At 51.6% G+C, this 13,943-nt stretch carries 11 protein-coding genes; 10 read left to right on the forward strand and 1 reads right to left on the reverse strand.

The annotated features are described in order from the left end of the window. Positions 1-32 precede the first annotated feature (32 nt). Genes Abci_RS08150 through Abci_RS08190 form a run of 9 tightly spaced genes read left to right on the forward strand, consistent with a single transcriptional unit; the run spans position 33 to position 9,541 of the window. Positions 33-1,361, forward strand: a complete 1,329-nt coding sequence (locus Abci_RS08150) for an LLM class flavin-dependent oxidoreductase (RefSeq protein ID WP_048838670.1) — start codon at positions 33-35, stop codon at positions 1,359-1,361. Beyond that, positions 1,361-2,887, forward strand: coding sequence for an ABC transporter substrate-binding protein (locus Abci_RS08155; RefSeq protein WP_084597590.1), 1,527 nt, complete (start codon positions 1,361-1,363; stop codon positions 2,885-2,887). The genes Abci_RS08150 and Abci_RS08155 overlap by 1 nt, the downstream gene beginning before the upstream one ends. After that, positions 2,887-3,855, forward strand: coding sequence for an ABC transporter permease (locus Abci_RS08160; RefSeq protein ID WP_048838671.1), 969 nt, complete (start codon positions 2,887-2,889; stop codon positions 3,853-3,855). The genes Abci_RS08155 and Abci_RS08160 overlap by 1 nt, the downstream gene beginning before the upstream one ends. Further along, positions 3,852-4,697 carry an ABC transporter permease gene (locus Abci_RS08165; protein ID WP_048838672.1) on the forward strand — a complete coding sequence of 282 codons (846 nt, stop codon included), beginning with the start codon at positions 3,852-3,854 and terminating at the stop codon, positions 4,695-4,697. The genes Abci_RS08160 and Abci_RS08165 overlap by 4 nt, the downstream gene beginning before the upstream one ends. Further along, on the forward strand, positions 4,694-5,539 hold the full coding sequence (locus Abci_RS08170) for an ATP-binding cassette domain-containing protein (protein ID WP_048838673.1): 846 nt from the start codon (positions 4,694-4,696) through the stop codon (positions 5,537-5,539). Before Abci_RS08165 ends, Abci_RS08170 begins: the two co-directional genes overlap by 4 nt. Beyond that, a complete protein-coding gene (locus Abci_RS08175; protein WP_052944803.1) occupies positions 5,532-6,308 on the forward strand; it encodes an ABC transporter ATP-binding protein in 777 nt (258 codons plus the stop codon). Before Abci_RS08170 ends, Abci_RS08175 begins: the two co-directional genes overlap by 8 nt. Then, positions 6,305-7,315: a P1 family peptidase gene (locus Abci_RS08180; protein ID WP_084597591.1), complete on the forward strand. Its 1,011-nt coding sequence runs from the start codon at positions 6,305-6,307 to the stop codon at positions 7,313-7,315. Before Abci_RS08175 ends, Abci_RS08180 begins: the two co-directional genes overlap by 4 nt. Before the next feature lie 9 nt (positions 7,316-7,324). Then, the gene (locus Abci_RS08185) at positions 7,325-8,170 is read left to right on the forward strand and encodes an alpha/beta fold hydrolase (RefSeq protein WP_048838675.1); all 846 of its coding nucleotides are present in this window, start codon (positions 7,325-7,327) and stop codon (positions 8,168-8,170) included. An 18-nt stretch (positions 8,171-8,188) separates the two neighbouring features. After that, on the forward strand, positions 8,189-9,541 hold the full coding sequence (locus Abci_RS08190) for a hypothetical protein (protein WP_048838676.1): 1,353 nt from the start codon (positions 8,189-8,191) through the stop codon (positions 9,539-9,541). Positions 9,542-9,853: 312 nt separating this feature from the next. Here the strand turns inward: Abci_RS08190 and Abci_RS08195 are convergent, their stop codons facing one another. After that, complete coding sequence (locus Abci_RS08195; protein ID WP_371861417.1) at positions 9,854-11,263, reverse strand: amidohydrolase; 1,410 nt, start codon at positions 11,261-11,263, stop codon at positions 9,854-9,856. A gap of 184 nt (positions 11,264-11,447) precedes the next feature. Here Abci_RS08195 and Abci_RS08200 point away from each other — a divergent pair, with 184 nt between their 5' ends. Beyond that, positions 11,448-13,934, forward strand: coding sequence for a TonB-dependent receptor plug domain-containing protein (locus tag Abci_RS08200; protein ID WP_084597592.1), 2,487 nt, complete (start codon positions 11,448-11,450; stop codon positions 13,932-13,934). The last annotated feature ends 9 nt before the right edge of the window (positions 13,935-13,943 follow it).

Here is a 13,943-nt window from a genome sequence, read left to right on the forward strand (position 1 = left end):
ATCTTATTTATATAACGAAAAGGTATAGTTATATGTCGCGCACCATGAACCTTGCAGCCTTTCTTCTTCCGACAGGGCATCATGCAGCGGCATGGCGGCACGCGGGTTCTGTTAAAGATGCGGGGGTTAATTTTCAGCATCATATTGAACTGGCAAAAACTGCTGAACGTGGCTTGTTTGATGCGGTCTTTATAGCAGATTTTACCAGCGGGATTGATGAGGACGGAATAGAAGGTTTCAAGCGGATGACCTATGCGTCATCCTTTGAGCCTCTCACGCTTATTTCAGCACTTTCAGCCGTTACTCAGCGCATTGGTGTTGTGGGGACCGTGAGCACAACCTACACCGTGCCCTATCATCTGGCACGGCAGTTTCTGTCTCTCGACCAAATCAATGGCGGGCGGTCCGGGTGGAATTTGGTCACAACAGCCAATGTGCGGGAGTCCGTGCATTATGGGGTGCCAGACCATATCCGTCATGCTGACAGATACCAGCGCGCGCGGGAATTTGCCGATCTGGTCATGAAATTCTGGGACGGGTGGGATGATGGCGCTTTTGTTAGAGATGTGGAAAGCGGTCTCTTTTTTGACCCCACCTTGCGGCGTGGCGTAACACATGATGGTCCGCTCTTTGCCGCCTCTGGCCAGTTGGATATTCCACGCTCTCCTCAGGGGCGGCCTGTTATTGTGCAGGCTGGGTCTTCAGAGCCGGGCCGCCAACTGGCGGCAGAAACAGCGGAAATGGTTTTTACCGCCCAGCAGGATAGAGAAGAAGCCCGTGCTTTCCGTACAGATCTGCATGAGCGGATGCGCGTTATCGGTCGGCCCACTTCGTCCCTGAAGGTCATGCCGGGTGTGTATCCTCTTGTGGGGCGCACTCAGGCCGAAGCGGAAGATTTGAAAGATCAGCTTGATAACCTGACCCACCCGGAAGTGGGCCTGCTGCTGCTGTCCCGCATGACGGGGACAGATCTGCGCGGCCTGCCTTTGGATGGACCATTGCCAGAGCCACCGGCTATTATTAACGGAAACCAGAGCCGGCAGACCCTGCTGCTGCAAATGGCCCGTAAACGTAACCTGAGCATCCGCGAGCTTTATCTTGAAGTCAGCGGGGCACGAGGGCACTGGACAATCTGGGGCGACCCAACCCAGATAGCAGATCAGCTTGAAGAGTGGTTTGTGACGGGAGCGGCAGATGGATTTAACGTCATGCCACCTATCTTGCCCAAAAGTCTGAATGATTTTGTTGATCTGGTTGTGCCGGAATTGCAAAAGAGAGGGCTTTTCCGCACACAGTACACGGGCACAACTCTGCGGGAGCATCTTGGTCTTGCCCGCCCTGCTCCAGGTGAAATTCCATAATGTTTTCTGCTGCAACGCTTCATCGCCCAAAAAAAACGAGGCTTAGGATCATTCTTGGCCTGACGTTGTTTTGCGCGGTTGGTGGTACGCCGTCTTCCGCTATGGCGGGCGCACAGGATGGAAGCATTGCTGTTGGTATTAATATTTCCCCATCCACACTGGACCCTACAACCAACCCATCAGAAGGTATTCGGAACGTCACCTACGCCAATATCTATGAGGGTTTGACGGCAGAGGATGAGCAGGGGGCTGTTCATCCTCTTCTTGCTCAATCGTGGTCTGTGTCGCCAGATGGGGTGCACTATGCGTTTGCGCTGCATCCCAATGTCCAGTTTCATGATGGTGCGCCCTTAACTTGCGCTACGGTCAAGTTTTCTCTTGATAGAGCACGCGCACCGGAAAGCCTTAATCCGCAAAAGCAGATTTTTGAGAACATTCAGGATGTTTCCTGTCCCTCTGATCTGAGCGTTTCGGTAACACTCAAGGCACCTCATGCAAGTTTCTTATCAGAGTTGGCGTGGGCAGACGCGGTGATTGTTGCGCCACAGTCGGCGGCGGGCAATGCTCAGCATCCCATAGGTACCGGACCATTCATTTTCAAGGACTGGAAGCGGGCCGAGAGCATTACGCTGAAGAAGAACCCGACTTATTGGGGCACACCGGCAAAACTCAAGACAGTCATATTCCGGTTTTATACCGACCCGCTGGCCGCAGCCAATGCCTTGTTGGATGGTCAGTTGGATGCATACCCAAGCTTTCCGGCACCGGAAATGGCGGCACGGTTTACACAAAACTCCGCTTTTGTTGTCAAACAGGGGATTGCCCCTTTCAAAGCCATGCTTGCGCTGAATAATAGGCGCAAACTCTTTGCCCAGCCTCTTGTTAGGCAGGCTCTGGCCTACGCGCTGGACCGCGCTGGCATTACAGAGGCAATGGATATTCCCGGCGCGTTGGTTCTGGGGTCTCACATGAGCCCTGAAAACCAAAACTATACTGATTTATCGAGTGTTTATCCGTACAACCCAGAAAAAGCCAAGGCTCTGCTCAGACAGGCCGGGGTTGAGCCGGGTACGCGTTTAAAACTGGTTTTGCCGCCAATAGCCTATGCGCATACCACGGGTGAACTTGTGGCTGCGTATCTGGAACAAGTTGGCCTTAACGTGACGATAACACAGCTTGAATGGCCTGCGTGGCTGGCACAGGTGTTTGGGCATCATGATTTTGATATGACGGTTATTGCCCATACCGAGCCAGATGATATTGGAATTTACGCAAGAAAAGATTATTATTTTGGCTATAATAATCCAGATTTTCAGGCCTTGTACGCAGCCTATGAAGCCGAGCAGGACCCTGCTAAACGGCACACGCTTTCTGTGCAAATGCAGGAAAAGCTGGCCCACGATGTGCCAAATGTTTTTCTATTTTTCGTGCCCCGCACCAATATAGCACGCCGTGAAGTAAAAGGGTTATGGAATAGGCTGCCATTGCCTGCCACGCCAATGTCCAGCGTGTTTTGGGGGCAATAATGCAAAATTTTCTGTGGCCATTCCGGTTTATTGGCAGCCGCCTTGTTCTGTTGATACTGGCAAGTCTCATCATTTTTTTCAGCATGACACTCCTGCCCGGAGATCCCGCTGAGGTGCTACTGGGGGTAGATGCCCAACCGGACACTCTGGCGGCCCTGCACCACCAACTGGGTCTGGACCAGTCCTTGCCTGTGCAATATTGGCATTGGGCAACGGGCCTCCTTCACGGTAATTTCGGACAGAGCTACGGCTATAACGTGCCCGTCTGGTCCCTGCTGCTTGAGCGGCTGCAAGTGTCCTTGCCTCTTGCCGGGATAGCGCTTACCGCAGCCGTTACGCTGGGTTTATTACTGGGTGTGTTTACGGCAACGCAGCGGGGTACATGGCTGGACCTTGCTTTCATGGGGGCCATACAGTTCACAAAAGCTGTGCCCGATTTCTGGTTAGCTATGTTGCTGACCGGTTTTTTCGCACTCTCTCTCCACTGGTTTCCTGCGGGTGGTTTTGCGGGGTGGGAGCAGGGTGGTAGCGCCGCCTTACGGTCCTTAGTGTTGCCAGCAGTTGCGCTGGCATTACCACAAGCTGCCGTGCTTGCGCGGTACACGCGTTCCGCCGTGATAGCAGTGCTGGATGAACCGTTTATACTGACGGCCCGTGCCCATGGTCTGTCAGAGCGGCAGGTGCTGTGCCGGCATGTGCTGCCGCGCAGCCTGCCATCTGTGCTTGCGGTAGTGTCGCTACAAATACCCTTATTGCTGTCTGGCACCATTATTGTGGAAAATGTCTTTAACCTTAAAGGCACCGGAGCTCTGTTGCTGGAAGCCGTCAATCAACGAGATGTTCCCGTTGTGCAGGCCTGTGTGCTGCTTATCGTAGCAGTGGTGGTGGTTGAAAAAGGCCTTTTGCAATGGCTGGAAATGCGTCTGAGCCCTTGGCTGGCTTCTGGCCGAAATGGTCGTGCGGCATGAATATTCTGAAGCGCATTACAAGCGACACAAGGTTTCCGTCTCTTGGGCTGGCCTTAGGAAGTGCGTGTGTGCTGGGTGTGCTGGTGCCGGGTGCCGTGCTCTGGCTTGCACATTTACATGCCACTTTTGGTATAGATATACACGCCCGCTTAAAACCACCCACCTTTGCACACTGGCTGGGAACAGACCCGCTGGGCCGGGACACTCTGGCATTTTCTCTAGTGGGCGCAGTAAACAGCTACGGCATCAGTTACCTTTCAATGGTTTTAGCGCTCGGGCTGGGTACAGGGCTGGGCGTTCTGGCTGCGGCAGCGGGGCAGAAAACAAAAATCATTGCCAATGGCGTGGTTGAGCTGGGTATTGCGTTTCCGCCCATTATTATCGCGGCCCTTTTGGTGACCTTGTGTGGCGCTGGTGTGGTGCAGGAAATATGTGCTCTGGCCATCTTCTTTATTCCCGGCTTCGTCAGGCTTGGGCAGCAGGCGGCAGCCAATATTTACGCGCAGGACTACATAGCGGCAGCCCGTCTTTCGGCACTTACACCGTGGCGTATTCTGCTACGCCATGTGTTGCCCAACATGGTGCCGGGTTTGCTTGTGCAGTTTTCTGTCAACGTGGCACTGGCCATGCTGGCCGAAACCGGGTTGTCCTACCTTGGCTTGGGCGCACCGCCCCCATTGCCGGAGCTTGGCCGTATTCTCGCATCTTATCAGGTGCATATTTATGACCATCCACATCTGGTGGCCGTGCCGGGGGTGGTTGTGGTGCTGCTTGTGCTGGGGACCAACATGGTAGGAGATGGTTTGAGAGACCGCTTTGCCCGGCAGGAGCATATATCATGACAGTGGGAACCATCCCTCTACAGGTGCAGCAGGTCAGTGTTGGCCTGTCGTATTCTGCAACATCGAGGACTGTGCTGCATGATCTGAGCTTTGATGTGCAGGCGGGCGAAATTCTCGGCGTTGTTGGGGAATCTGGAAGCGGCAAAACCACGTTGGGCGTTGCCTGCCTTGGGTTGCTGCCGCCAGTATTTCACACCACAGGACGTGTGCTGCTAGCGGGTAGGAACTTTACTGCCTTACCGGAGAACGCCCGCTACCGGCTGCGGGGGCAGGGTATCGGTTATGTGCCGCAGGAACCCATGAAAGCGCTTAACCCCGGTATGACAGTGGCCGCCCATATTGCACAAACACTGCCTGCGGGCCTTGGTAAAAAAGAGCGTCTGGAGCGCGTTGACTACTGGCTTGCACAAGTTGGCCTGCCGAGCGGCACTTCCATGCGGCAGGCGTACCCTTTTGCGCTTTCTGGGGGACAAAGACAGCGCGTTCTCTTGGCTGCTGCTCTGGCCGGAGAACCAGCGGTGCTTATTGCTGATGAATTCACCACAGCGTTGGACCCGGCAACACGTCGCAATGTCATGGTATTGCTAAAAAAGCAGGCGCAAAAAAGAAATATGGCAGTTGTCGTTATTTCACATGACCTTGAGCTTGTGGCGCATAATACAGACACAGTGCTCGTGTTGCGTGGTGGCAAGTGTGTCGAGTATGGGCCAACTCAGACAGTGCTGGCTCAGCCAACATCCAGTTATTTGCAAGCTTTGCTTGCACTTTCTCTCCAGTTTACGCCACGCCCCCCTTTAAGCCTGTTTGAACCCGAGGCAATTAGGAGCGCACAGTATGACTGAGCTTCTGGCTGTGCAGAATGTCTCTTTTTCTCGTAGCGGGGGGAGAGGGAACACACGCCCTATCCTGAAGGGGCTGAATTTTGAGGTAAAGCCGGGTGAGACGGTCGCCATAGTGGGTCAGTCTGGCACCGGCAAAACCACGTTAGCCCATATTCTGGCAGGGCTTATGCCACCTACAAGCGGCTCTGTGCGCTATAAGGGGGTGGAAACACAGCATCTCGCTCATCGGCAAAACAGGTCGCTACGTCCTGACCTGCAAATGATTTTTCAAGACCCGTATAGTTCTTTAGACCCCCGGCAGACTGTCAGCGCTATTATGGATGAACCCTTGTGGGCGCGGGCGCTGGATGATGGGCAAAAGCAGAAACGCGTTTCCGACATGCTCCATGCGTTGGCTTTGCCGCCGGAAAGCCTTGGGCGGCGTGCGCATGAATTTTCAGGTGGGCAACGGCAGCGTATTGCCATTGCGCGGGCTTTAGTTGGTTATCCCTCTCTCGTTATAGCAGATGAAGCTGTCTCGGCACTGGATGCGTCTGCCCAAGCGCGGGTGCTGAATCTGCTACTGGAGCAGCAGCAACAGACCGGACTTTCTCTTGTTTTTATCAGTCATGACATGGCAGTGGTCCAGCATATGGCGCACAGAGTCATTGTGCTGGCTGACGGCGCGATTGTGGAGGAAGGGCCAACCGGGCAGGTTTTTGCAAATCCGCGTTCCGCCCACACAGCAGCCCTTATTCAAAAAGACTTATGGAAAGACACAAACGTATGAGCGGCTCTCTTACGGATATTGCAGGCATAAGCGTAGGCAATGTGCAGGACTTCACGCACCGTACGGGGGTGTCTGTGGTGCGTTTTGCCAAGCCTGCCATAGCGTCTATCAGCGTTCTTGGTGGTGCACCTGCGTTGCGAGATACAGCACTGCTTGAGCCTGAAATGATGGTCGAACGTATTCATGCCATCGTCCTATCTGGTGGGTCAGTCTATGGGCTGGATGCAACCAGCGGTGTGCAATCCGTCCTGCAACAGGAATTTAAAAAGAAACCCGCACTCGACAATAAAATTCGTGTGCCGATTGTTGTTCAGGCTAGCCTGTTCGATCTGGCAAATGGCGGTGATAAAACATGGTCGCGCGGGTTTTATGCCCATCTGGGGGAACAGGCCGCGCAGGCAGCCTCGTCTGATGCGGTGGCGCAGGGTACGGTCGGGGCAGGCACAGGGGCTACAACGGCCACTCTTCGTGGCGGCCTTGGCAGTGCCAGCGTGATAACAGCCGCAGGCTATACAGTCTCCGCCCTTATAGCGGTCAATGCCATTGGCAACGCCACAGTAGGTGACGGGCCGCATTTCTGGAGCGCACCTTTTGAACGTAACGCGGAATTCGGTGGGTTGGGCTTTGCGCCTAACAGCGCGCAAGCCGCGCAACAACTGCGCATAAAGCCGGATTACGTAGCAGGCACGACTATAGGGGTTGTTGCAACCAATGCGACCCTTACGCCCGTGCAAGCCAAACGTCTGGCCATAGTCGGGCAGGACGGTGTGGCTCGCGGTGTTTTTCCTGCACACCTACCACAAGATGGCGACACAATTTTTGGCATTTCCACAGAAGAAAAACCTGCCCCCAACCTGACTGATTTTTGTGAAATTCTACAAGCAGCCACCGTAGTGACAGCACGTGCAATTGCTCTTGGCGTGTACCACGCTGCGCCGTTGGGCTGGGCAGATTGTGTTCCCAGTTGGCAGGAAGTTTTCTCGGACCACTCCGACAAGAGAGAGTAGGTATAAAATATGGCGCACACTCTGCAAGAACATGGCCTGCCTATTACATCTGGCCGCAAGCTGCATGTGGCAACACGCCAGACAAGCGCGCCCTTAACCCTTTTTTTTGTGCATGGCGGAGGTGGCAATAAAAACCAGTGGCGGGAGCAGTTCGACCATTTCTCTCATAAATCCGTTAATCTTGTGGCGTGGGATGCTTTTGGACACGGTAAGAGTCAGAACTCCAAGCAGGAAAAAGATTTTACAGCAGATGCTTTCCTGACAGATTTTCTAACTATTTTTGAAAAATATAAAACAGAACAAAACATTATTATCGCGCACTCTTTTGGCTGCCGCCTTACGTTGGCATGGTTGCTGCAAGTCTGGCAGAAACACCATGTTCTCCCAATAGACGGGGCAATGTTACTGGGGCCAGCACCGCATGAGCAAAGCCGCCGTGGTCTTTTTAACAACTGGATGGACAGGCTGCCGCTGACTGTCATGGAGCTTCTGCGCGAGCGCTTGGCGCGCCGGTTTGAGGCTCTGGCATGGCACCCCAATACCGATGCTCACCTGATAGCGCAGGAGCGGCAGGCAACACAGGGCAATACCCTTTTCATGATGCGCGCTCTGTTACGGAATGGCCCTATTTTCAAGGCGCACAGTTTGAGAGATCTCCCCTTTTTTCCGGTTACGCTGGTAGCTGGCAAGCAGGATGGTCTTGTGCCGTTTTCTGTTGTTGAGAATGTAAATGCCGCTTTGTCTGGCTCAACCGTGTCTGTTCTGGAGCCTTGCGGGCATCAAATCATGCTTGAACAGCCCAAGATGGTGAACCAGCTTATAGAGCAGCTTATCCAACGCGTAACAACCGCTTAGTCATAAAAAGAAACAGACATGCAGGATATTCTGGGTAACGCCATAACAGTTCAAACTGCGCAGGACCTTCAGGCAGTTAATGACTTTATAGAGGGTTTTCTAGGGTATAATCAGTGCATTATCACTGTTCTTGCAACGGCGGAAACCTCCCAGAATGGCTTGGTGCATATTTATGCCGGGTTGCTGTGGATGCTGTCTGAAACAGGGGATATCCCACAGGCCGCGCAGCAGCATGCTCAAAAGGCCAAGGCGGCCACGGGGCTTAATGCGCGTGAGCAGCTGCTGTTGCAAACGCTTACCCTCTGGCTACAGTCCGACATGGCCGGTGTAAGACAAACCTTACAAACGCTTTTAAGCCAGTGGCCCGGCGATCTGGTGGCTCTAAAAATTCATCAGTATGATGATTTTAATAATGGCCGTTTTCTGGAGATGCTGCGTATTACGGAGCTCTGCCATTCAGCCGCCGCCAGCAATACGCATTTTCAGGGGATGCGGGCTTTTGCTTTTGAGCAATGCCATCTGTTTGACCATGCGGAGGAGGCTGCACGGCAGGCACTGGCGCTAGACCCACAAGAGGCATGGGCACAACATGCTCTGGCCCATATCATGCTCACCCAAGGTCGTATAGAAGAAGGGGTGTCTTTTCTGTCTGCCCATACACAGGAGTGGGGGCGTCTCACCTCGTTCCTTTACACACATCTGTGGTGGCACAAGGCACTGTTTCATATCAGCTTGGGTCAGCAGCCTGTAGCTTTGGCGATATATGATGAGCATTGCTGGGCGCGTGACCGTACATTTTCTCAGGATCAAGCCGGCGCAGTTTCTCTCTTGTTACGCCTCGAACTCACAGGCGTTGACATTGGTAATCGCTGGGAAGATTTGAGCGCCTATCTGGTGCCGCGACAGCATGACGTTGCCCAACCTTTTCTGACTCTTCATTACCTCTATGGCTTATTGCGTGCCCGCAAACCAGAAGGAGATGTCCTTCTGACCGCAATACGAGGTGCTGCGGCGCAAAAAAAATCAACTCTTCATGCAGCATGGCGCGAGGTAGGTGCGGCATTGGCAGAAGCTCTGGCGGCACATGCTCAAGAACGTTATGATGCTGTTTTGCCTTTGCTGGATCCGGTTATGGGTCGTATTGGCCAGATTGGTGGAAGCCACGCGCAACGAGATCTATTTGAACAAGTCGCTTTGGATGCCATGCTACGGACAGGTAAAAACTCTAGGGCACAACAGATCTTGGAGACCAGGCGTTTGACCACGCCGTATGATGTGCCAACAAACAAAGCATTAGCAGCACTCTATGAGCAATCTGGCCTCAACGCGCTTGCTCAAGAAGCGAGAGACAGACTGTTACGCACGATATAATATTGACTTTCTTGAGAAAGAAAATTTTTTATGTTGAAAATATTTTATTAATGGTCGTGATGTGCAAAATAAAAAATATCATGTATCCGACAATGTAACCCGTAATAATCATAGAGGATGACATACTTGCAGGCTCTCTTTTTGCGAGGGTATTATGTCTGTTCATCTAAAAATTTCTCTACACCTCATACACGTGTGAAAAAGCGTAAGAATAAGAGCTTGAGAGTAGTAGCGGCTTGCACTCCATACAAGCCGCCATTTACTGCTCTTTAGTGCAAGAGTTCAGGCGTTAAAACCAATAGAATTTGCCCCTCATTGCGGCTTATGCGTTGGCGGTGGCTCAACTGCTTTTGGAATAACGCTTTTATAATCTCGTTTTTTACCTTCTTTTTCCAGTATGAATGGGTTTTCAAGGATATTAATGGCAGTTGCCGCCATAATTTTGGCTGCATGCAACATGCCCTTATGGGCAAGGGAGGACTTCCCCTGTGCAGTAGCCTGCCATGAATGAAGCGAGGTTCCAACTGCCATGGTGGTTGCAAGTAATTGCACGGTTGGTACAATCCAACTCACATCGCCAACGTCTGTTGAACCTAAGATATTTTTTGTGAAATAGGGCCGGTACGGAATAATCTCATTAAAGATAGAGACATTTTCCTGATAGGGAATTTCCATCATGCTATAAGCGGATACGATGTCGGTTTGTGGAATGGTCGCCTGAATATCCTGAGCATATTGATAGTCTGTCGGGCTTAAAGGGAGTGGGCCAAGCTCTTCAATATTATCCTGCATCAGTTTTTCCAGCTTTGGCGCGGGCATGAGGTTAGCCATACCGCTTAAAACCTGGATATCGACTTGTGTTTCAGTCATCAGCGCGGCGCCATGCGCAATATTTTCCACCCGTTTTTGTAGCGGAAAAAGATCCTCCAGTTTTTCAGCGCGTATCATGTAACGAATACGCGTTTCTGACTGCACAACATTCGCCGCTTTTCCACCCGCATTTATATAAGCGTAGTGGATACGGGAGGTTGGCAGCATGTGTTCGCGTAAGTAATTGACCCCAACATTCATAAGTTCCGCTGCATCCAGCGCTGAACGCCCGAGATGAGGGGACATCGCAGCATGGGATGACCGGCCAGTGAAAACAAAGTCCATGCAGACATTGGCGAGAGAAGACGGAGGGCAGACAGTCGTAAAAGCGAAAGGGTGCCAACTAATAGCACAATCCACGCCATCAAATGCGCCATTACGGATCATGAACACTTTTCCCGCACCGCCTTCTTCAGCGGGGCAGCCGTAATATCTCACCGTGCCTGGGGTTCCCGTCTGTTCCAGCCAGTCTTTTACCGCTGTTGCAGCTGCCAGCGCACCCGCGCCTAATAGATTATGCCCACATCCATGCCCATTCCCGTCTGGAGTAATCGGGGCAGGGTGGGAAACATTGGCCTCCTGACTGAGGTTGGGGAGTGCATCAAACTCCCCTAGAAAAGCAATGACCGGGCCGCCGCTCCCGCTTTCCCCCATGACAGCAGTTTTTAGGCCTCCTGCACACTCTGTAACCCTAAACCCTTGCTCCAAGAGCGTTTCTCTATGAAGCGCACAAGAAGAAACCTCCTGAAAATTTGTTTCAGGCACCTCCCACACACTGTCACTTAAAGTTTCAAAAACGGGGCCTTTCTGGTCAACTAGTTGCCAGATTGTTTTCTCATTTTGCAATTTCACTATCCCTTTTTGTGAAAATTATATAAATTAGGGAGATTGGTAGCGTTATTTTCAGCACCTCGATGCATTAATATTTATTCATCAAAAAACCATCGTGAAATCAGATGCCCTTATTGACGTGGATTTATGTGGGTGTATTTTGCATCAACTATATTAAATAGTTAAATTATGAAGGCGCAGGGTAATGTCGTTGAGTGGTGATCTTTTTTTTCAACATATAAACCACACAAAAAAGCGGTATTTGCTTGTTGGCGTCTGTGCGGCTCTTCCTCTTTCTGCTGCTCATGCTCAGGATACTCGGTATAGTAACAAAGCCTCTGCGGTTCCGGCCGATGTGGTGGACGCAGGGACGTCTTCTAGTGAAAAATCAGAATCTGTCATTGTTACAGGGACCCATGCGACCAACCGAAAAGCCCGCGATAGTACATCGCCGATAACCGTTGTCTCTGCCGCAACTTTACGGAGGTCAGGCCAACTGAATCTGGCTGATGCAATAACGCGTGTTGACCCGTCCATTACCATGGCAACTTTACCGACAGAAACCGGGGCTCTTACCTCTGCAATTCGTATGCGTGGGTTGAACCCTAATGAAGTGCTGGTTCTTGTGGATGGTAAGCGCAGGCATACAACAGCCAATCTGACGGCAGCAGCAGGTCCACAGCAAGGTTCAACGGCTGTGGATCTGAATATGATACCAGCTAACGCAATTGACCACATAGAAATTCTGCGGGATGGCGCGGCCGCTATGTATGGGTCAGACGCCATTGCCGGGGTTGTCAATATTATCACAAAGAAAACAGACCATGGTCTGGATGCTTCGGCTCAAACCGGAGCGAATGCCTATAACGGTGACGGCTGGCAGTATTCTGTTGGTATGGATGGCGGAATGAAGTTGGGGCGGGATGGCTTCCTGCATTTGAGTGGCCAAGTTTATCATACGGACCATTTCGTCAACAGTTCTAAAAGTGTCTGGAGCCACCAATGGACGCCAGGGTCTTCCTGGGCACCTACGTCTGATAAAAGCCTTTCCACGCCAGAAGAAACACGAGGCAACCTTGCTCTGGAATGGGCAAAGCCGATTACGGAAGGGATAGAAAGCTACGGCTTGATTACTTATGCGCATCGTCATGCTGAGGCCATAGAGCATTACCGCCTACCAACAGTAGCACCAACAGCATTCCCAGCAGGCTTCTCACCGCTAGAAATCATTGATGAGGACGACTACCAAGCCAATATTGGCCTCCGTGGTAAAAACCTTCTAGGATTTGATTGGGATATTAGCACTCTCTACGGAGAAGATAATGACCGGATTGATAACAAAGACACTTTCAATTCAGGCTATTATAAAAAATATGGCTACTCTCCCACTAAAGTAAGAGCATCAAATTTCACCCTATCCCAATGGACCAGTAATCTTGATCTAAGGCGTAATTTCTCTATTGCACATGCCGTACCAGTCACTCTTGCCATGGGCGCTGAGCACAGGCTGGAAATGTATGGCATTCGCGCAGGCGATCTGGCTTCATATTCAGAAGGGGGGATGGCCTCTTCTACAGCGCTTTCACCCTATAATGCTGGCCATTGGGACAGAAATGTATGGGCCGGTTATATAGATGGAGATTTCCACCCACTTAAACATTGGGATCTCGATTTCGCTGGGCGTTTTGAGCATTACACTGACTTTGGCAATACAGAAAATGGTAAAGTCAGCACGCGTTACGACTTCACCAAGCGTATTGCTGTACGTGGGACCATTAGTAATGGCTTTCGAGCGCCATCTTTGGCGGAAGAGCATTTTAGCAACCTTGGCGTAACCCCCACTGGAGCATCAGGTCTGTTGTCGACAACCAGTGAGGCTGGTCGTTCAATTGGGGCACAGCATCTTAAACCTGAACGGTCTACCAATGTTGAAGGTGGCATTATTCTGGAGCCGATTGATGGCTTCCATCTCTCGGCAGATGTTTACCAGATCAATATTCGGGACCGCATCATTGGGTCAGGATTTGTGAATGGTCAGACTGCGTATGATGCTATTGCTCTGACAGGTATGGAGCTTCCTACAGGCGGAAACGTCAACCTCAACAATATCAAAGCCAACTATATGGCAAACGCGGCAAGCACCCGTACACAAGGCTTGGATCTTCAGGCCGATTACCTCCTGCATTTGCACCAATATGGAAATCTCACACTTTCCATGATGCTGAATCTCAATCGCACCCGTCTGCATCATGTTAATACAAATGCTTATGGCAACCCCTTGGTGAGTGCCCAGACAATTGGTTATCTCACCACGGCCTCGCCACGGAGCAAAATTGTGCTGAATGCGTTCTGGAGCAACGGTGTGTGGGATGTGAACGTACGCCAGACACGTTATGGGCAGACAACATCGCTGCTAACATATCAGGATTTAGCACCTGCGGCTGTCAGATATTCCACATCTCAGTTTTCTGAGTTTAGCAATACGCCTGTCTGGATGACTGATCTGGAAGTGGGGTACCGCTTTAACCGACACTGGCATGCCTCCATTGGCGCAAATAATATTTTTAACCAACGGCCACGGCATGTTCCGGCACAAAACAACTATCTTGGCACACGCCCGTATGATCAGGTTGCATCCAGTCTGCCTATTTATGGCGCGTATTACTACGGACGCGTTAATGCAAGTTTCTAAAAGCAAGTT

The sequence above is a fragment of the Acetobacter cibinongensis genome, assembly GCF_000963925.1.
GTDB classification, from domain to species: Bacteria; Pseudomonadota; Alphaproteobacteria; order Acetobacterales; family Acetobacteraceae; genus Acetobacter; species Acetobacter cibinongensis.